An 18,753-nucleotide genomic window follows, 5' to 3' on the forward strand; every position below is an offset into this window, starting at 1 on the left:
CTTCGTGCACATTCGTGCGTAGGGTGAATGCATGAGCAAAGTCGACTACCGCCGCCAGACCGTCATCGTCACCGGAGCGAGCTCCGGGCTCGGCGCGGAATTCGCGCGCCAGCTGGCCCGTCGCGGCGCGGATCTCGTACTCGTCGCCCGGCGGGAGGACCGGCTCAAGGATCTGGCCGACGAACTCACCCGCGCCCACGGCGTCACGGTGACCGTCGTCGCCCGCGACCTCGGCCTGCCCGACGTCGGCCGCACGCTGCGCGCCGAACTCGAATCCCGCGGCATCTACGCCACCGGACTCGTCAACAACGCCGGCTTCGGCACCCACAACGCCCTCATCAACGAGGACCCGGACCGCCTGCAGAGCATGATCGCGCTGAACGTCAGCGCGCTGGTCGACCTCAGCCGCGCCTACATCGACCCGCTGGCCTCCGCCGGCACCGGCGTCCTGATCAACGTCGCGAGCCTGCTGGGCTTCCAGCCGACCCCGTACATGAGTGTCTACGGCGCCACCAAGGCCTTCGTCCTCAGCTTCACCGAATCGCTGTGGGAAGAGAACCACGACACCGGCCTACGCGTCCTCGCCGTGTGCCCCGGCGCCATGCAGACCGAGTTCTTCGACGCCGCCGGCAGCCAGTCGGCCGACTACGGCGCGAAGCGAGCCACCCCTGCCGACGTCGTCAGGACGGCCCTCGACACGCTCGACCGCCGCTCCGCGCCCCCGTCGGTGATCACCAACGGCCGCCCGCTCGCCCTCGCCAGCAAGATCCTGCCGCGCCGCCTGATCGTCCGATTCATGGGCCGGATGGCCCGCCGCTAACCGGAGGCCGCCGCTCTCCACCACATACTCGGCGCCCCGCTCCACGTCCCAGGCGGCGCTGCTCCTCCGTCGCCACCACCAGCAGCAGTCGTCCTCACCAGCAGCCAGCAGCAAAGGAACAACATCATGACCATCACAGAAGCCACCTCACAGCCCACGGACGCGGAGCGCTTCGGCCACATCCTCGCTGTTCAGCGCGCTGCCTACCTCCGCGACGGAGCGCCCTCCCTGGCGGCGCGGCCCAGCGGCAACGAGACCTGGCCGCCTGTGGAGGAGATCTGGATGATGTGCCCGCCACCCTGCTCGCGCATGATCGGCAGCGCCGCTTGGACGCCCCACAGCGGGCCGAACAGGTTGGTCTCCAGCTGGTCGCGCAGATCCTTGTCGCTCAGCTCCTCCACCGCTCCGAACAGGCCGTAACCCGCGTTGTTCACGATGACGTCGAGGCGGCCGAAGTGCTGCCTGGTCTGCCGTACGGCATCGAAGACGGCGGCTTTGTCGGTTACGTCGAGCTTGTGGGGAAGCACAGCGGCGCCGTATGCGGTGAGCGCGTCGAGGCTCCCGACGTCGCGCGCGGTCGCGGCGACCTCGTCGCCGCGCGCCAGGGCGGCCTCGGCGAAGCTGCGGCCGAGGCCGCGGGACGAGCCGGTGATGAACCAGACCTTGCTCATCAGTTGGAACCCTTCACGTTGTGGTTGGCGGCGAACAGGTTGGCGGGGTCGTACTCGCTCTTGACCGCCGCGAGCCGCTGGTAGGTGGCGGGCGGGTAGACCGCGGCGACGTCCTCGTCGGTGGCGGTGGCCAGGAAGTTGGCGTAGGCGCCGGTGACGTGCGGGGCGAGCTTGCCCCAGACCGCGTCGAACGCGGGCCGGCCGGCGGCGATGACAGGCTCAGGGCCGATGGTCGTGGTGATGACCATCAGCTCCGCCTGCCGGTGGGCGTAGGCGGTGGCGTCGTCGGGGACGCGGGAGACGGCGCCGCCGACGCTGCGGATGGCGATGACCGGCGAGCCCTGCGCCGTCGCGATCTCGGTCAGGGTCCGCAGGGCGCCGGGCACCGACGTAGGTCCGACGAAGGCACTGCGGGTGACGAGCTGGATGCCGGGCGGCGGGGTCGCGCCGTCCGCGAGCACGTCGCCGTAAGGCATGAGCGTGACATCGTCAGAGAGCACCGTGCCCAGCGCCCGGATCGGGTCGATGACCTGGGCCGCGAGTTCGGGGTCGTCGCCGTCGAAGGCGACCTGGATCTCCACCGGCGCCTCCGGGCCGCCCGCGAACGGGTTGGCCAGGGTGACGATGGAGGTGAGCTCCTCCGGCGCGGTACGCAGGTAGTCCGCCCAGCCCTGCAGCACCGCGGCCGTCTCGGAGGCCGGGAAGGTGATCTTGCCGAAGATGACGTCGGTGGTCGGGTGGGCGGCGAACTCGAAGGCGGTCACGACACCGAAGTTGCCGCCACCACCGCGCAGCGCCCAGAACAGCTCCGGGTACTCGGTCGCGCTGGCGCGCACGAGCTGCCCGCCGGCCGTGACCACATCCGCCGCGACCAGGTTGTCCAGCGCCAGGCCGTACTTCCTGACCTTCCAGCCGATGCCGCCGCTCAACGTCAGCCCGCCGACACCGACGCTCCTGGTGTCACCGGAGGAGATCGCCAGCCCGTGCGGAGCCAGCGCGGCCACGACCTGGCCCCAAGTGGCGCCGCCGCCGATCCGCACCAGGTGCCGGTCCTTGTCGATGACCTCCACGCTCGACAGCCCGCTGAGATCGATCACCACACCGCCGTCATTGGTGCCGAAGCCGGCGAAGGCGTGGCCGCCGCCACGCACCGACAGTACAAGTCGCAAGTCGGCGGCGAATCGGACAGCGGCTTGCACGTCGGCGGCGCTCTTGGGACGCAGCACGTAGGCCGGGTTGCCGGAGGCCAGTATCGAGCGACTGGCCGCGGCGTAGTCGGCCGCGCCCGGTTCGATGATGTCGCCGCCGAAGTCACGTCGAAGGGTTTCAGGTGCTGAGTTCATGACATGTTCCTTGCATTGGTTGAGCTGGTCGGACATAAGATGCCGGTGGCCCACTCCTTGTGACACGTGCAGTCCGTGACGTGAGCCACATGCCGGCTGCCTCAGAGGGGCTTGTTGTTGGGCAGGGTGAGGGCGGTATGGGCTGCGCGACCCTGGGTGTCGGATGGCAGCGCCGTCTGACTTCGCAGCATCGCGTTGCGGGCCTCGAATTGCTGCCGGGTGGCGAAGGCCTGGTCCTGCTCCACGAAGTTCCGAACGGTCTTCTCGTAGGCCGCGAAGGCGGTGGTGTGGCCGCCGTGCCTGGCCAGCTCGTCGGCCAGGACATAGGCACCTACCAGTGACAGGCTCGACCCCTGGGCCGACATGAACGACGTCGCGTAGGCGGCATCGCCGACGAGGGCGACGCGGCCGGTAGACCAGACGGGCATGCGGATCTGGCTGACGACGTCATACACGTCCACGTGATGGTCAAGCTCCGGTGGCTCACCCGAGATGATGCGATCAATGGTGGCGGCGGAGACGTTCGCCGTGCAGAGCTCGAACTCCTTGGAAGGATCAGGCGGACAGGCGGCGGGCGATGGCCGGGACCACGATCGCAGCGGCGACCACGTGCGCCAGCATCAACAGCACCCTCGTGGCTGCGGGCGCGTCCACGAGCGCATCCGGCACCAGTGACAACACGGTGAGCACCACGGTGGTTCGGACGAATACCGTGCGCGGACGGCGAACCGTGCGAGCCAGCACCAGCGCCAGCACCAACCCCACCACGGAGAAGACAACGGTCAGCACGGCGAATCCGGACACCGGGATCGGCATGCCGCCGACAACCAGGCTGATCCCGGCGAACGCCCCCACCGCGGCGATGGCCGCGGTCGCCGCGCCGGCGACCACCGCGGCGATCAAGCCACCGATGACCAGCGGTCGCGCGGGAGAGGTAGCGGTGGTGGTGACGTCTTCGTGGATGTTTTGCGCCATTTTGATGCCTTTCGGAGGAGAACTATTCGGAGGAGAACACGCGGTTTACAGATGCCTGGAGCGTTCAGCGTCCTCTGCGCATGTAGGCGCGGAGCGACAGCGGGATGAAGATCACCAGCAGCGCGGCCGACCAGAGCAGGACGGTGGTCACCGGATGCGCGAGTGGCCAGGCCACGTTTCCGGACGGGGCGCCCGGGTTGCCGAACAGCTCCCGTGAGGCGGCGGTGAGCGCGCTTACCGGGTTCCAGTCGGCCAGGAAGCGCAGCCAGCCCGGCATGCCGTCGGTCGGGACGAACGCGTTCGACAGCATCGTGAACGGCAGGCCCAGCGGCACCATCGCGTCGGCGACCTGGTCGTTCTTCACCGCCAGGCCCACATAGACGCCCACCCAGCTCAGCGCGTACCGCAGCACGATCATCAGCAGGAACGCCTGGGCCGTGGGGATCAGGCCGCGGTGCGGCTGCCAGCCCACCAGCAGGCCCGTTGCCACCATGATGGCCAGCATCAGCAGGCCGGTCAGCAGGTCGGCGCCGGTCTGTCCGAACGGCACCGCCAATCGCGCCATCGGCATGGAGCGGAACCGGTCCATCACACCACGGGAGGCGTCGGCGGCCACCCGCGTCATGACCCCCAACCACGCGGAGAAGGTCACCATCGCGAACAGGCCGGGCATGAGGTACTCGCGGTAGTCGCCGCCGTCCGGCACCTGGATCGCGCTGCCGAAGACATACCCGAACAGCACCACCATGACGGCCGGGAAGATCAGCGCGGCGACAATCTGCCCAGGTTCTTGCCGTAGCCGTCCCAGCTCGCGGCCGACCAGGGTCAGCCCGTCGGCGAACGTCCAGCGCAGGCGGCCCAGTGGTGAGGTGAGGGCGGTCATCGGACGGACTCCTTGCGGTCGGTGAGGCGCAGGAACACCTCGTCGAGGGTGGGACGGCGCAGGCTCACGTCGGCGGCGGCGACCCCGGCGCGGTCGAGCTCGCGCACGATGTCGGCGAGCCGGAGGCCGGTGGCGGGCAGGGCGACGCTGAGCCGGTCGGCGTCGGTCGTCGTGGGTTCGGTGCCGGCCAGGGTGTTCAGTACGGCTGCCGCCGTCGCAAGTGCGGCGGGGTCTTCGAGGACGACGTCGAGGCGGTCCCCGATCGTGGCCTTCAGCTCATCGGGCGTGCCGGTGGCGATCACCTGTCCGTGGTCGATGACGGCGATGTCGTCGGCCAGCTGGTCGGCCTCGTCCAGGTACTGCGTGGTGAGCAGCACTGTGGTGCCGTCCGCCACCAGCTCGCGGATGCTGTCCCAGATCTCGCCGCGGCTGCGCGGGTCCAGGCCGGTGGTCGGCTCGTCCAGGAAGAGCACCTCGGGGCGCAGGATGAGGCAGGTGATCAGGTCGAGGCGGCGCCGCATGCCGCCGGAGTAGCCGTGAACCGGCCGGTCGGCGGCGTCCATCAGGCCGAAGCGCTCCAGCAGCTCATCGGCCCGCCGGTGCGCCTGACGTCGCGGCAGGTGGTAGAGCCGCCCGAACATGCGCAGGTTGCTGCGACCGGTGAGCTTCTCGTCCACGGCGGCGTGCTGGCCCGCGAGGCCGATCCTGGCTCGCACCTGGCCGGCGTCGCGGACGACGTCGTATCCGGCGATGCGGGCGTGCCCGGCGTCGGGATCGGACAGGGTCGCCAGGATGCGCACCGCGGTCGTCTTGCCGGCGCCGTTGGGCCCCAGCACGCCGCAGACCGTTCCTCTCGGAACGCTCAGGTCCAGCCCCCGCAGCGCTTGGGTGTCGCCGAAGGACTTGTGCAGCCCCTCGGCGACCACGATCGGATCCGCCATGATCCCTCCATTGGGTACCCCGTACGCGGTCATGGCGGCCAGACTAAGGGACCGGGTACTATGTACGCAACCAGGAGGGTGGAACGATGACCGACGCCGAGTACGTGAACATCTGGATGCGACCCGAGCGCCCGGCCTACGGGCCGAAGCCCACCTACAGCCGCGCGCAGATCACCGAGGCGGCGATCCGGATCGCCGACGCCGAGGGGCTGGAGGCCGCCACCATGCGGCGCATCGCCGCCGAGATCGGCGCGGGCGCGATGTCCCTCTACCGGTACGTCCCGAGCCGCGACGACCTCGTCGAGCTCATGGCCGATCGGCTGCAGGGTGAGATCGACGTCGAGGGCATGCCCTCGGGCGACTGGCGCGCCGACCTGACCCGCTACGCCGACGGGCTGCGGGCGATGTGGCTGCGGCACCCGTGGATCGCCACCGTGCAGCGGTCACTCCCCAGCTTCGGCCCCAACCAACTGCTCGTGATCGAACGGGTGATGGGTGCCCTCGACGCCCACGTCTCCATCGACGAGAACCTCGGCCTCATGGCCATGCTGAACGGCTATGTCGAGGGCGCCGTCCGCGAGGAAATCGGCTGGGCCGAGGAGGTCCGCCGCAGCGGGCTCAGCGAGTCGGAGTGGATGGTGCGGAGCGGCCCGCGCGTCGAGCAGCTGCTGGAGAGCGGGGAGTACCCGATCTTCAGCAAGATCGTGATGGAGGCGCGCCGGCTGCACCTGAGCCGCGACGACCAGTTCCGGCACGGACTCCAGCGCGTCCTCGACTGCATCGCCGCGGCCCTCCCGTCAACGGCCGAGTCTCCGATGTCGGCGCACCGAGAGGGGCGGGAAGAACAGGACGGGCCAGGGCAGGCTCGTAGGCGACCATCCGAGAGGGCAGCAAGAGCGAAATAGACGCACAAGCCATGCCTAAATGCCCACCGAAAAAGGCGCAGCGGCGGCACCCACGGATGATCTTCTCGGGGGTCTTCGACCGGTTCCCCGACCTGCAGGTGATCGCTGGGCACTGGGGCGAGGTCGTCATGTTCTAGAGGTCATGGGCACCGGCTGTACTCCACCGGCTACCCCTTCACCTACGGCTTCCGTCCCGGCGGCTTCCCCTACATCGACACCAGCAACGGCGCCGCACGCTCCTTCCTGGAGGACGCGCCCTTCACCGACGATCAGAAGGCCGACATCGCCCACCGCAACTGGGAACGCCTCACCGCCCGCGCGGCCGAGCGCCCGGCAGCCTGAAGCATCAAAGCGGCGAGTCATCCACCCTGCGCTTGACGTGCGGCCTGCGCGGCGACGCGCTCGATGGCCTGGACGGCGACATCGGGCTGGTCGAGGTAGATGTAGTGGCCGCTGTTCGTGGCCGTGCTCAGCTTGCTACCGCTGGACAGCGTGAGCCACTTGCGCTGGCCCGCGGCCCACGCCTTCTCCAGGCGCGGCCCGTACTCGGGGACGGCCGCGAGATACGGCTTGCCGTGCTGGATCACCTCCACCGGGATGTTCCCGGCGGAGGCGACCTTGCCGTCGGTCATGACGAGCTTCTCCGGGTTCTCGCCCTTGAATATCGCGAGGTTCTGCGCGCGCACCTCGGCCGCCGGCCCCTTGGCGGACTCGGGGATCGACTTCGAGATGTCGGCCAGCATCGTGGGGGGCGTGGCGTCCATCAGGACCAGCCCCTTGACCCTGTCCTGGTGGTCGGGTGCGTACCTGGCGGCGATCAGCCCGCCCAGCGAGTGACCGGCCAGGACGACCGGACCGTCTGTGGCGACCCGGTCGAGCACGCCGGTCAGGATCTTTCCGGTGCTGGCGAAGTTCTGCGGGCCGTCCGCCTGGTCGCTCGCGCCCGCGCCGAGCCGGTCGTAGGAACACACCCGGTTCTTCTTGCTCAGCGTCTGCTGGAGGGCGGCCAGCTTGTCCAGCCCATCGCCTGCTCCGTGCATCAGGATGATGACCGGCTGACCCTTCTCCGGGTCGCCGGAACAGGACACGTTCACCGACCGGCCCGCGACATCGATCTTTTCGGTCCCGGAGATCGGGGCGGCATCGGTTGTCGGCGTGGCGGGGACGAGGGGGTCCCAGTTCTCCATCGCGTCGCCGTCGCAGCCGGCGACCCCCATGCCGAGCGCGGTGCAGCACAGCGCGGCCGCAACGGATGTCTTGATCTTGCGGAGCATGAGGTCCTCCAGTGAGGGAGTCGACGCCGGGATGATGCGCACGGCGGTGTAACGCAGACGGAGCGCCGCGGCCGCGCCGTAACGCTACGGATCGGGCGGTCCGAGATCGTCCCCGCACGGTGGACATTCGCCGGTAGCTCGTGCGAGGGACACGTGCGGTCTGCCGGGCAGGGCCGCGATCGCCGCGCTCTAACGTCCGGTGCGGACGTCGCGGCGGCGTCGTACGACGAATCGCATGCGCGCCTGTCCCCCGTGCGAGCCACTCGCGATTGTCCACTGTGCGGGGACGATTCCGGGACGCCGAATCCCTAACGTTCCCGGCGTAGCGGCGGCGCCCCGCCGCGGAGTCCCCACGTAAGAGAGTCGTCATGCGGTTGTTGAAACAGCTCGTCCCCGTCGCGGCGGTCGCCTTCGCCGGCGGCATGATCGTGGGCGCGGTGCAGGGAATCCCGTTCCTCACCCTGCTCCTCGGCGTCGCGACGGCCGTACTGGCCGTACTCGTGTACGCCCGGACGGTGCGCTGGTCCGAGCGCCGCGCACCGGTCGAAGTGATCGCGAAGGGCGCCGTCGCCGCTACCGTCCGCGGGATGCTGATCGGTGCCGGGATGTTCGCGGCCGTCATCGTGAACATCGCCTTCCTGGGCGGCTACCGGATCGAAGGGCTGGGCTCGGTGCCGGGCGCGGTGGCGATGGTCGGGTTCATGGCCGCCGCCGCGGTGACCGAGGAGCTGCTGTTTCGCGGCATCCTGTTCAGGATCGTCGAGGAGCGCACCGGCACGTGGATCGCGCTCGTGCTGACGGGGGCGTTGTTCGGCCTGGTGCACCTGTTCAACCCGCACGCCAACTGGTGGGGCGCGATCGCCATCGCGATCGAGGCGGGCGGCATGCTCGCCGCCGCCTACGCCGCCACCCGCACCCTGTGGGTGCCGATCGGCCTGCACTTCGGCTGGAACTTCGCCGCGGCCGGCATCTTCGCCACCGAGGTCTCGGGCAACGGCGCCTCGCTGGGGCTGCTGAACGGCGTGACGTCGGGCCCGGCCCTGCTCACCGGCGGCGCGTTCGGGCCGGAGGCGAGCCCGTACGCGGTCGTGTTCGGCCTGCTGCTGATGGTCGTGTTCCTGTGGCTGGCCCGTCGGCGCGGCAACCTGGTCCCGCTGCGGCGCCGCGCGACCGCTACGCTCTCCCGATGATCGACCTCCGGCGAGTCACCGAGCTGTGGCAGCGGTGCCACGTCACGGTCCGGGACTTACCGTTCGGGCTGCTGCTGGCCGTCGTGTCACTGCTTCCGGCGCTCCACGGCAAGGGGACGCAGGTCGGCGACCTGCCGGCCCGCCCCATCGACGAGCTGGCGATCCTGGTGATCGCTCTGCAGACCCTCCCGCTCGCAGTGCGCCGGCGGTGGCCGGCCGTCTGCCTCGTCCTGGTGTCGCTCGGCTTCGCCCTCGACCAGCTCCACGCCTACCACGTGTTCGCGAGCAACGCGATGCCTATCGCGCTCATCAGCGCGGGCGCCCACCTGGAGCGCTACCGGCGTGTCACCGTGGTCCTCCTTTCCATGGCGTACGTGCCGCTGGCGCTGGCGCTCAGCAGGCTCGGCGCGACCGAGAGACCGGAAGGGTACGTGGTGTTCTACCTGGCACTGGCTCTCGCCTGGGGTATCGGGGCCTGGCTGCGCTCCACCCGCGCCACCGAGGCCGAACGCCGCCACCACATCGCCGAGGCCACCCGCGCCGCCGAACGCACCCGCATCGCCCGCGAGCTCCACGACGTCGTGACCCACCACGTGACCGCCATGGTCGTGCAGGCCGAGGCCGCCCGCTACCTGACCGCCGCCCCCGACCGCCTCGACGCGACCCTGAGCGCCGTCACCGACACCGGCCGGCGGGCCATCACCGACCTGCGGCACATGCTCGACCTCCTCAAAGCCGATCACGACACCGACGTCGGCGTGCCGACCGCCGGAGGGCTCCACACGCTCGTGGAGCAGACCCGCCAGGCCGGGCAGCCGGTGGAGTTCGCCGAGGAGGGCAGTCCGGCGGAATCGGCGGGCAGCGCCGAGTTCGCGACCTATAGGGTCGTCCAGGAAGCCCTGACGAACGCCCTCAAACACGCCCACGGCAGCCCTACCGTGGTCCACGTGTGCTACGGCCGGAAGGAGATCAGTGTGACGGTCAGCACCGACGGACCCGGCTCCCGGGCCGCCTCTTTCGGCGGGAGCGGACGCGGCCTTACCGGGCTCCGCGAGCGGGTCGAAGCCCTCGGCGGCGAGTTCAGCGCCGGCCGGCAGGCGGGCGGCGGCTTCCTCGTACGGGCCACCATCCCCGCGGGAAGCCCGTCGTGACGACACCGATCCGGGTCCTGGTCTGCGACGACCAGGCACTGATCCGCACCGGCTTCGCCACCATCATCGACGCCCAGCCCGACCTGGAGGTGGTGGGCGAGTGCGGCGACGGCCGCGCCGCGGTCGACCTCGTCGGCCGGCTGAGCCCCGACATCGTGGTGATGGACGTGCGGATGCCGGTGCTCGACGGCATCGGGGCGACCCGCCTGCTGGCCGGCGCCGGGGTGCCGGACCCGGTCAAGGTGCTCGTCGTCACCACCTTCAACCTGGACGAGTACGTCTACCAGGCGCTGCGCGCGGGCGCGAGCGGCTTCCTGCTCAAGGACGCCCCACCGGCGCAGCTCCTGCACGGCATCCGCACCGTCGCGGCCGGCGCCGCGCTGCTGGCCCCCGAGGTGACCCGGCAGCTCGTCGGAAGGTACGCCTCCCGGATCCGCCCCGCCCAGGCCACGCCCGGCGAGACCGCACTGACCCCGCGCGAGCTGGAGGTGCTGCGCCTGATCGCCGACGGCCGGTCCAACAGCGAGATCGCCGCCACGCTGGTGATCAGCCAGGAGACCGTCAAGACGTACGTGTCGCGCATCCTGACCAAGCTCGACCTGCGCGACCGGGTGCAGGCGGTGGTCTACGCCTACCGCAGAGGGCTGGTGACCTGAGCACACCTCGATGGGAGCCGGCGCCGGTCCGTGGCCCTGTTCGACCATCAGCGCGCGGCCGTCGGCCCCGAGTCGGTGTGGATCCGTCGTCAGCAGATTCGCCACCCGGACGCGCATCGCGCCGCGGATGCGAAGCCGAAGATTTCGGTTCACCCACGTTCTGACCTGTCCGGCAGCGCGTATGGCTCAATCACCCGTCCAGCCGGACGGTGACGGTCACCTGACCCGCTTCGTCACGTCTGAAGACTGCATGCCCGGTGCGGTCGATCCCATCCAGCTGCAGCGATATCGGACCACCCTCGGCCAAGAAGTTGCGCCACCACAGGTTGGCGTCGGGGAACTGAACGCCGATCGTGACGGTGCCGGCCGCGCGCCGGAAGGCGACGGGTGTGCTGAAGGTGTGTCCCGAGCGGCGCTCCGTGTAGGTGACGACCGTGAGACGTCTGCTGATCAGTCGGCCCCATCGAGGAGAGGAGCGCAACGTCAGGATCGCTGAGACATCTCGTATGCCGACCGTCCCCGACGCGGCCGTAGGGTTGCGCGCCGACGCGCGACAGAACCGCGACCGCGTCGTGGAGGTCGCCCGCGAACTGTTCGCAGACCACGGACTCGACGTGCCGATGGCCGCGATCGCCCGGCACTCCCACGTGGGAGTCGCGACGCTCTACCGCCGTTCCCTACGAAGGTCAGGTCTGCGGCAGCTCGGGCCGGCGGGGCATGTGGTGAGAACGTGGTCTCGCATCGGTGAGCCGGTCCCGGCAGGCACCGGGACCGGCTCAGCGTCACGTGCCGAGCTTCAGGACGGCCGCGTAGTACACGTGGGCCAGCCCGATGCACTTGACGCCGTGGTGCACGATCTGCGCGTCACAGGCGACCAGCATGTCCCGGTAGAACATCCGGTCGATGCGCAGTTTCCGGTTGTAGTCGAAGGCGCTCATGGCCTTGTAGTTGCGGTAGCCGAAGTCATGACGCGCGCACTGCTTGCGCCAGTCGACCCGTTCGAACGGGGCGAGCCCGAGGACCGGCCGGTCCGGACTGCCCGAGCACAGGTCGGTGCTGTGGTCCCACTCGTAGCCGTCGATGTAGTAGGCGTCACCGCCGTCGAGCCCCAGCCAGCGATTCCACCCGGCGGTCGAGATCTCCGTGAGCATCGCCAGCATGTGGGCTTTCGACGGCTTCAGGCGGATCGTGATCGTGGGGCTGGCGGCGCTTTCTCCTCTCATGTTGACGGCGGTCACCCTGACGTCGTACCTGCCGATCGGCAGGTACTTCAGGGTGATCTCCGACTCGGCGAGGGGATAGCGGGCCCGGGTCCAGGATCCGCTACCCGCCGGCCGGTAGTACAGCCAGTACATGACGTCGGAGCCGCTGTCGTTCCAGGAGATCCGTGACCACCCGGGTCCGTCGGTGTGATAGAGGGCGCTGGGTGGCTGGGGCTTCGGGTAGTCCGGCACCGCGGAGACGGAGGAGCTCGGCGGGCTCTCGCCGTCGCGGTTGACGGCGATCACCCGGAAGTCGTAGGAGTAGCCGCGCCACAGCGGCGCGCCGATGCTGGCCTCGTGCCAGGTGGCCGGCCAGGCGAGCCGGTACCACGTGCCGGTCCCGCTCGGCTTGAACTCCACCCAGTAGAAGTCCTCCTCGGCGGTCTGCGTCCAGAGCAGGTCCACGCCGTTCGCGGTGCTGCCCACCCTGAGGCCGGTGGGCCGGGGCGGCGGCGACCCGCCGAGCGCCGAGCGGACCGTGTTCGTCGGGCTGGAGGCGCCCGTCTGGTTCTCGGCCACGACGCGGAACTCATACTGGAAGCCCGGCCACAGCGGCTTGCCGACGTGGTAGGTGAGGTTGAGCGTCGGGTAGGTCAGGTTGTACCACTGCGAGCGGCCCACCGATCGGAACTGAACCCAGTAGTAGACGCTGCCGTGGTCAGGGCTGGCATCCCACTCCAGGGCGACGAAGTCGCGGGTGCGCTGGGTGACCCGAAGGTTCGTGGGCGGCCGCGGAAGGGCGGCGACCGCTTTCACCGACGCCTTGGCCGCCGGTTGGGGCATCGACACCTTGCCGAGCGTCGCGCTGCCCAGGATGGTGACGCGGACCGGGTCGGACGGCGGCCCGTCGCCGCCCGGGTTGGTGGCCGTGACCAGGAAGTCGTAGGCATGGCCCCCGGTGAACGGCCCGATCTGCGCGCTGTTCGTCGTGGCCGGGTACTCCAGCCGCGTGTAGGACGTCTGGCCGGCGGTCGTGTCCCGATACGACAGCCAGTAGAAGGAGCCGTCGATCGGGGTCCAGGTCAGCTTGACCGTGCCGTCCTGCTGGGGCTGCGCGCTCACGCCGGTGACCTTGGGCGGAGCGGGCGGCTTGGGCACGACGCTGACGACGCCGCCGGCCGGTCCCTCACCCGCGTCGTTGATCCCGGTGACCTTGTACTCGTAGGTGTGGCCGTTGACCAGCCCCTGCAGGTCGGCCGAAGGCTGCCCGGCGGGGTAGGCGAGCCGGGTGAACGTGCTCTCCCCTGCGGTGACGTCGCGCTGGTAAACCCAGTACATGCTGGCGCCCACGGGTGCGGTCCAGCTCAGCCGTACCGTGCCGTCGCCCGGCTCGGCGCGCAGACCGGTGGGGGCCTGCGGCGGCGTGACCCGTGAGACGGCGCTGACGACCGCGCTCGCCGGCCCCTCGCCGCCGTCGCCGACGCCGGTCACCTTGAACTCGTAGGTGTTGCCGTTGAACAGGTCGGCGATGACCGCGCTGGTGCCCGAGGCGGGCAGGTGATAGCGGGAGAACTCGGTGTGCCCGAAGGTGACGTCGCGGCGGTAGATCCAGTAGGTCTTGGCCCGCGCCGCCGCCGTCCACGTGAGCTTGACCGAGCCGTCCGCCTGCGGCGTGGCCCCGAGCCCGGTGGGCGCGTCCGGCAGCGCGACCTTGGCGGTGGCGCTGGCCACGTTGCTGGCCGGGCCCTCGCCGCCACCGTTGCCCGCGGTGACCTTGAACTCGTAGGTGTTGCCGCTCAGCAAGTGCGTGAGGGTGGTGGTCGTGCCGTGGACGGGCAGCTCGATCTTGGTGAAGTCGGTGGCGCCCGAGGTCACGTCGCGCAGCCGTACCCAGTACCGATCGGCGCCCGCGACCGCGGTCCAGGTGAGCTTGATCGACCCGTCGGATTGGGCGGTCGCGGCCAGGTTGCCCGGCGCACCGGGCGGGGTGAACACTGCGGTCGCCCGCGCCAGGTTGGACGGCGGGCTTTCGCCGATGTCGTTGACCGCGGTGACCTTGAACTCGTAGACGTGCGTGGCGATCAGGTCCCGCAGGGTCGCGCTCTCGAGGAGTGGGTCCTCCGTCGCGCTCTCGGTGAACACCGTCTCGCCCACGGTCACGTCCCGCTGGTAGACGCGGTAGGTGACGCCGGGGTCGGAGGCGTTCCAGGTCAGTTTCACGTCACCGGCCACACCGGCGGTCGCGACCAGGCCGCTCGGCGCGGGCGGGGCGGTCTTGCGGCTCTCGGTGTTGACCGTGTTGGACGGCGGTCCTTCGTGCCCTGCGGTGGTGACGGCCCTGACGTGGAAGGCGTAGGTGTGGCCCTCCTTGAGGAACGGGTCGCCGTAGCGGGTCTCTGTGACTGGGTTGCCGGTCCTGGCGAAGTGCGTCTGCCCGGCCGTCAGATCCTTCTTGTACACCCAGTAGTTGAGGCCGGAGCCCGGCGGCGCTGTCCAGGTGAGGTGGGCGGTGCCGTCACCGGCCATCCGCACGCTCAGGTTCGTCGGCGCGCCTGGCAGTTTCGACGGGTCGGGTACGGCCGGCGGCCACTGGACCTCCACGAAACGCGGCCGGTAGATACGCACGTCCCGGTACAGATCCTCGGGGTCCCAGGCGTTGACGTCGTAGGTCAGGAGCAGCTTGCCGGGGTCGGACAACTCCGGATGGTGGCGGGCGACGTAGACGAACTGCCGCCGGTTGCTGATCTCCGGCTCCGGCGCCTCGTACAGGTACGTCGGCCCGCTGAACGGCCCGGTCGGCGCGTTGGACACGTACGCCACGATCCAGCCGCTGAACAGGTCGTTGTTCTCCTGCGTGATCATCACGTACTGGTTGCCGACCTTGCTGACCGACATGCCCTCGCCGACGCCGCTGACCATGCGCGTGGAGTCGCTTTCCTTGTCTGACCAGCCGCTGCCGGTCCAGAACTCCCACGGGCCGCCGAGGTCGCCGGCCTTGGCCCTGGCCAGGTGGACGAACTTGGTGCCCTCGGCGTACTCGCTGCCGTAGATGTAGCTGTAGCCGCCGTCCTCCATCAGCGCCGAGCCCCAGGTCATGGAGTCGCTGACGGGCATCGGCCGGACCGAGGTCACCCGTAGATCGGGCAGGCTGAAGGTGGCCAGCGCGGTGCCCTGGCGTTTGAACCCGAGCGGGGTGCCGTCGTTGGTGCTGAGGTAGCGGCCGTAGATGACCTTGAGGGTGTTGCCCTCGACCGTGCCGTCGCCCACCCAGTAGAAGTCGTCGGGCGACAGGTCGGTGTCGATCAGTGAGGTCGGCGCGGCGGCGGTGCCCCCGTGCAGCGTTGGGCCGAGGTTCGAACCGTTCTGGATGACCATCGAGTTGCGCAGGAACGGGGCGTCCTTGGGACGGGAGTAGTCGGGGTTGACGGCGCCGAGGAAGGAGTCGGAGAAGATCCAGGCGATGCGGCCGTCGGGCAGCGGGATGGAGACGGTGGCGTCGCCGCCGGTCCAGTGGCCGCCGGCGTTGCCGTACCGGCCCCACATCTCGGCCAGGTCGAGGGGCGGCGTGAGAACGGTGGCGGAGGCTGAGGTCGCGGTGGCTGAGGTCGCGGTGGCTGAGGTAGCGGTGGCGGAGGCGGCCGTGTGGGGCGCTTGGAGCAGCCCCATCATGACGATCAGCGACAGGGCTGCAGTGAGTAACCGGGATAACTCCCGGCTGCTGCGAGATCTGGTGATCACGCCAGGATATTAAGTCATTAGATGACTTCTTGCTATATGTCCGACACAGCGTGGAGGACAGCGCCGTCGACCGCGCCGTCGACCGCGCCGTCGCTGCGGGGCAGCCGCGCGCCTCTGGGCGCGCCGGCCGACCGGGCCTCGTCACGCGCGCTGCTGATGTTGGTTCGCGGTAGTGTCGAGATCAGGTTCTCTGAGCGGCGACGTCGCTTTCGGTCCCGGTTTGTCATGTGCGAAGTCGGAGGTGATCACGGTGCACCAGCTCTTATGACGGCCCCAGCCCGGGGCGTCACGGAGCCGGAAGGTGACCGTATGAGCAAGACCGACAAGACCCGGCCCAGGTGGGTGCGGATGGCCGACGCGCCGCTGGTGACCTGTGTGCCCGTGCATGATCATCGGTTCGGGCCGTGCACGCTGCCGGACGAGGTCACTCCCGACAGCACGAACTGGCGCAGGGGCGGCTGTTACTGGGGCGCCCCCGGCTACCACGTGCTCGTTTGCGAAACCAGGGGCGGGAACCGGGAGGGGTACTACCTCCGTCGTGAGGACCGCCGCCGCAGCCGCCACCAAGCGCGCCGCGAACTGCGCGCCTATCGCGGTGAAGACTGATAGAAGGCGGAGGGCAGGCTATAGGCGGGCACTGTCGTTTCCCGTCCGGTGCGGAACGGGAGCGCAAGGCCCCCCACTCGGGTCCGTGCAACCCGCCCAAAGCAACTCTGCGTAATGGTTCAGGATCGCCAAAGAAGGGGGCACTGCCCTTTCAGGCGTACTTGGTCTGCCCCCTGAACATTCGTCCAAGACGGCGGCTCCGGTGTCGGACACGCTGCCCTCATGACATCACTGACCGAAAAACCGGCGCACCGCCCGGGGCGCACCTCGCCGGGCACGCGCCTGCTGCTGCTCGGCACCGGCGCGCAGAGCGACCGGCCGTGCTCTCACCTCGCCGCGCGCGTGCCCGCCGTCGTCGTCTCGGTGGAGGACCGCCTGGCGCCCGAGCACCCACTTCCCGCCTCGGCCGACGACGCGCCCGGCGGTCAGGATGAAGGCCGTCGGCAGGCGGCTGAGGTCGTCATACGCGAGAGGCGAGAAGTCCGCCACGTCGCGCACGTCCTGGCCTTCGTCGGAGACCGGCTGCGCCGGGAAGGCGCCGCGGTATGAGCAACGAGACATGGGCGATCGAAACCCGCGGCCTGGTCAAGGTCTTCGGCGCCAACCGGGCGGTCGACGGCGTCGATCTCGCGGTGCCCGCGGGGTGCGTCTACTCGGTGCTCGGGCCCAACGGAGCGGGGAAGACGACCATCATCCGGATGATCGCCACGCTGATCCGTCCCGACGGCGGCACCGCCCGCGTGCTGGGCCACGACGTCGCCGCTGAGGCGGCCCAGGTCAGGGCACGTCTCGCGCTCACCGGGCAGTTCGCGTCCCTCGACGAGGACCTGACCGGGCTCGAGAACCTCACCCTGCTCGCCCGCCTGCGCGGACACCGCGGCAAGGCGGCCAGGAAGCGCGCCACCGACCTGCTGGAGGCCTTCGACCTGAGCGCGGCCGCCAGGCGGGAGGTGAAGGCCTACTCCGGCGGCATGCGGCGCCGGCTCGACATCGCCGGCTCCCTCGTCGTCCGTCCCGACCTGCTGATGCTCGACGAGCCGACGACCGGCCTGGATCCGCGCAGCCGCGGCCAGGTGTGGGAGAGCGTGCGAGCGCTCGTCGGCGTCGGCACCACCGTCCTGCTGACCACGCAGTACCTCGAAGAGGCCGATCAGCTCGCCGACCGCATCGCCGTCGTCGACCACGGCCGCGTCATCGCCGAGGGCACGAGCGACCGGCTCAAGGCTCTGGTCGGGGCGAGCGCGCTGCGCGTGCGGGTCGCCGACAGCGCCGACCGCCCGGAGGTCGCCAGGCTCCTCGCGGCCACGCTCGGCGCCGCCCCCGTTCTGGAGCCGGATCCCGTCGCGCTCTCCCTGCGGGTGGACGAGCCGGCCGCGGTCGCGAGCGCGCTCGCGGCCATCACCGAACGCGGAATCGGCATCGGCGAGTATGCGCTGGCGCAGCCGAGTCTCGACGAGGTGTTCCTGGCCCTCACCGGAAAGCCAGCCGACGGCCCCGCGCCAGGCCATGAGGAGGCATCGACGTGACCATCCACCAGGCAGCCGAACGCTCGACGTTCGAGCATCTCGACACCCGGCTGATCTCCGCCGTCGCCGACGCGCCGCCGCCGGACACGGGCGCCGGCGCGCTCCGCGCCACGCTGACCTTCGCGTGGCGCGTCCTGCTGAAGATCAGGCATGTTCCCGAGCAGCTCCTCGACGCCACGCTGTTCCCGATCCTGTTCACGCTGATGTTCACGTACGTGTTCGGCGGGGCGATGATCGGATCGCCGGAGGCGTACCTGCGCTACGCGCTGCCGGGGATCCTCGCCCAGACGGTCGTCTTCATGACGATGTACACGGCCGTGACCCTGAACACCGACATCGAGCGGGGCTCCTTCGACCGCTTCCGCTCGCAGCCGATCTGGCGTCCGGCACCGCTCGTCGGCGCGCTGCTGGGCGACACGCTGCGGTACAGCGTCGCCTCCGCGTTCGTGTTCGGCATCGCGACGCTGATCGGATACCGGGCGTCCGGCGGCCTCGGGGGCGTCGCCGGGGCCATCGCGCTGCTCCTGGTCTTCTGCTTCGCGCTGAGCTGGCTCTGGCTGATCGTCGGCCTCACCGTGCGGACCCCGGCCGCCGTGATGGGGGTGTCCACCGTCATCCTCTTCCCGCTGACCTTCGTGAGCTCGGCGTTCGCGCCGCCGGAGACCATGCCGGCCTGGATGCGGGAGTTCGTGACCGTCAACCCGGTGACGCTCCTCGTCCAGGCGGCGCGCGGCCTCCTCGACGGCGTGCCCGACACCGGGGACATCGCGCTGGTCCTGGCGCTCTCAGCGGTCATGACGGTCGTGTTCGCCCCGATCGCGCTCTGGCTCTACAACGGCAGGACCTGAGCGGCCCCGGGGGCGTCGCCGCAC

At 70.1% G+C, this 18,753-nt stretch carries 19 protein-coding genes and 1 pseudogene; 11 read left to right on the forward strand and 9 right to left on the reverse strand.

What is annotated here, in order from left to right:
- Positions 1-31: 31 nt before the first annotated feature.
- Positions 32-820 carry an SDR family NAD(P)-dependent oxidoreductase gene (locus EDD27_RS16655; protein WP_127933249.1) on the forward strand — a complete coding sequence of 263 codons (789 nt, stop codon included), beginning with the start codon at positions 32-34 and terminating at the stop codon, positions 818-820.
- Positions 821-1,023: 203 nt separating this feature from the next.
- Here the strand turns inward: EDD27_RS16655 and EDD27_RS16660 are convergent, their stop codons facing one another.
- The 6 genes from EDD27_RS16660 to EDD27_RS16685 form a co-directional block, all read right to left on the reverse strand.
- Positions 1,024-1,491, reverse strand: coding sequence for an SDR family NAD(P)-dependent oxidoreductase (locus tag EDD27_RS16660; protein WP_127933250.1), 468 nt, complete (start codon positions 1,489-1,491; stop codon positions 1,024-1,026).
- Positions 1,491-2,834 (reverse strand): FAD-binding oxidoreductase, encoded by a 1,344-nt coding sequence (locus tag EDD27_RS16665; RefSeq protein WP_127933251.1) that lies wholly within the window; start codon positions 2,832-2,834, stop codon positions 1,491-1,493. Before EDD27_RS16665 ends, EDD27_RS16660 begins: the two co-directional genes overlap by 1 nt.
- Before the next feature lie 101 nt (positions 2,835-2,935).
- Complete coding sequence (locus tag EDD27_RS58295; RefSeq protein WP_127933252.1) at positions 2,936-3,289, reverse strand: FAD-dependent monooxygenase; 354 nt, start codon at positions 3,287-3,289, stop codon at positions 2,936-2,938.
- Positions 3,290-3,389: 100 nt separating this feature from the next.
- Positions 3,390-3,809, reverse strand: a complete 420-nt coding sequence (locus tag EDD27_RS16675) for a DUF6069 family protein (protein WP_127933253.1) — start codon at positions 3,807-3,809, stop codon at positions 3,390-3,392.
- A 64-nt stretch (positions 3,810-3,873) separates the two neighbouring features.
- On the reverse strand, positions 3,874-4,692 hold the full coding sequence (locus tag EDD27_RS16680; RefSeq protein WP_127933254.1) for an ABC transporter permease: 819 nt from the start codon (positions 4,690-4,692) through the stop codon (positions 3,874-3,876).
- Positions 4,689-5,633, reverse strand: a complete 945-nt coding sequence (locus EDD27_RS16685) for an ATP-binding cassette domain-containing protein (protein ID WP_206641449.1) — start codon at positions 5,631-5,633, stop codon at positions 4,689-4,691. Before EDD27_RS16685 ends, EDD27_RS16680 begins: the two co-directional genes overlap by 4 nt.
- Positions 5,634-5,719: 86 nt before the next feature.
- On the opposite strand from EDD27_RS16685, the gene EDD27_RS16690 reads away from it, so the two are divergent.
- A complete protein-coding gene (locus EDD27_RS16690; protein WP_127933256.1) occupies positions 5,720-6,538 on the forward strand; it encodes a TetR/AcrR family transcriptional regulator in 819 nt (272 codons plus the stop codon).
- Positions 6,539-6,549: 11 nt separating this feature from the next.
- Positions 6,550-6,675, forward strand: coding sequence for a hypothetical protein (locus EDD27_RS57755; protein WP_277750720.1), 126 nt, complete (start codon positions 6,550-6,552; stop codon positions 6,673-6,675).
- A 222-nt stretch (positions 6,676-6,897) separates the two neighbouring features.
- On the opposite strand, the gene EDD27_RS16700 is transcribed toward EDD27_RS57755, so the two are convergent.
- Complete coding sequence (locus tag EDD27_RS16700; RefSeq protein WP_127933257.1) at positions 6,898-7,812, reverse strand: alpha/beta fold hydrolase; 915 nt, start codon at positions 7,810-7,812, stop codon at positions 6,898-6,900.
- Positions 7,813-8,180: 368 nt separating this feature from the next.
- Between EDD27_RS16700 and EDD27_RS16705 the strand changes: the two genes are divergently transcribed.
- The 3 genes from EDD27_RS16705 to EDD27_RS16715 are packed head-to-tail and all read left to right on the forward strand — an operon-like array spanning position 8,181 to position 10,809.
- Positions 8,181-9,002, forward strand: a complete 822-nt coding sequence (locus EDD27_RS16705) for a CPBP family intramembrane glutamic endopeptidase (protein ID WP_127933258.1) — start codon at positions 8,181-8,183, stop codon at positions 9,000-9,002.
- Positions 8,999-10,153, forward strand: a complete 1,155-nt coding sequence (locus EDD27_RS16710; protein WP_127933259.1) for a sensor histidine kinase — start codon at positions 8,999-9,001, stop codon at positions 10,151-10,153. The genes EDD27_RS16705 and EDD27_RS16710 overlap by 4 nt, the downstream gene beginning before the upstream one ends.
- Positions 10,150-10,809, forward strand: coding sequence for a response regulator (locus tag EDD27_RS16715; protein ID WP_127933260.1), 660 nt, complete (start codon positions 10,150-10,152; stop codon positions 10,807-10,809). The genes EDD27_RS16710 and EDD27_RS16715 overlap by 4 nt, the downstream gene beginning before the upstream one ends.
- 190 nt (positions 10,810-10,999) lie before the next feature.
- Here the strand turns inward: EDD27_RS16715 and EDD27_RS16720 are convergent, their stop codons facing one another.
- Positions 11,000-11,290 carry a hypothetical protein gene (locus tag EDD27_RS16720; RefSeq protein ID WP_241564076.1) on the reverse strand — a complete coding sequence of 97 codons (291 nt, stop codon included), beginning with the start codon at positions 11,288-11,290 and terminating at the stop codon, positions 11,000-11,002.
- Positions 11,291-11,315: 25 nt separating this feature from the next.
- Here EDD27_RS16720 and EDD27_RS58650 point away from each other — a divergent pair.
- Positions 11,316-11,471: pseudogene (locus EDD27_RS58650) on the forward strand (TetR family transcriptional regulator); the annotation flags it as partial.
- Positions 11,472-11,591: 120 nt separating this feature from the next.
- Here the strand turns inward: EDD27_RS58650 and EDD27_RS16730 are convergent.
- Positions 11,592-15,749 carry a phospholipase A2 gene (locus EDD27_RS16730; protein ID WP_127933262.1) on the reverse strand — a complete coding sequence of 1,386 codons (4,158 nt, stop codon included), beginning with the start codon at positions 15,747-15,749 and terminating at the stop codon, positions 11,592-11,594.
- Between the two features lie 309 nt (positions 15,750-16,058).
- Here EDD27_RS16730 and EDD27_RS16735 point away from each other — a divergent pair, with 309 nt between their 5' ends.
- The 4 genes from EDD27_RS16735 to EDD27_RS16750 all read left to right on the forward strand — a co-directional run bounded on the left by EDD27_RS16735 (position 16,059) and on the right by EDD27_RS16750 (position 18,729).
- Entirely contained in the window at positions 16,059-16,355 is a 297-nt protein-coding gene (locus tag EDD27_RS16735; protein ID WP_127933263.1) for a hypothetical protein, read from the forward strand.
- A 222-nt stretch (positions 16,356-16,577) separates the two neighbouring features.
- Positions 16,578-16,904 carry an alpha/beta hydrolase fold domain-containing protein gene (locus EDD27_RS16740; protein ID WP_127933264.1) on the forward strand — a complete coding sequence of 109 codons (327 nt, stop codon included), beginning with the start codon at positions 16,578-16,580 and terminating at the stop codon, positions 16,902-16,904.
- Entirely contained in the window at positions 16,901-17,881 is a 981-nt protein-coding gene (locus EDD27_RS16745) for an ATP-binding cassette domain-containing protein (protein ID WP_127933265.1), read from the forward strand. Before EDD27_RS16740 ends, EDD27_RS16745 begins: the two co-directional genes overlap by 4 nt.
- Positions 17,878-18,729, forward strand: coding sequence for an ABC transporter permease (locus EDD27_RS16750; RefSeq protein ID WP_206641450.1), 852 nt, complete (start codon positions 17,878-17,880; stop codon positions 18,727-18,729). The genes EDD27_RS16745 and EDD27_RS16750 overlap by 4 nt, the downstream gene beginning before the upstream one ends.
- Positions 18,730-18,753: the final 24 nt, after the last annotated feature.

The organism is Nonomuraea polychroma (genome assembly GCF_004011505.1).
Lineage (GTDB): Bacteria > Actinomycetota > Actinomycetes > Streptosporangiales > Streptosporangiaceae > Nonomuraea > Nonomuraea polychroma.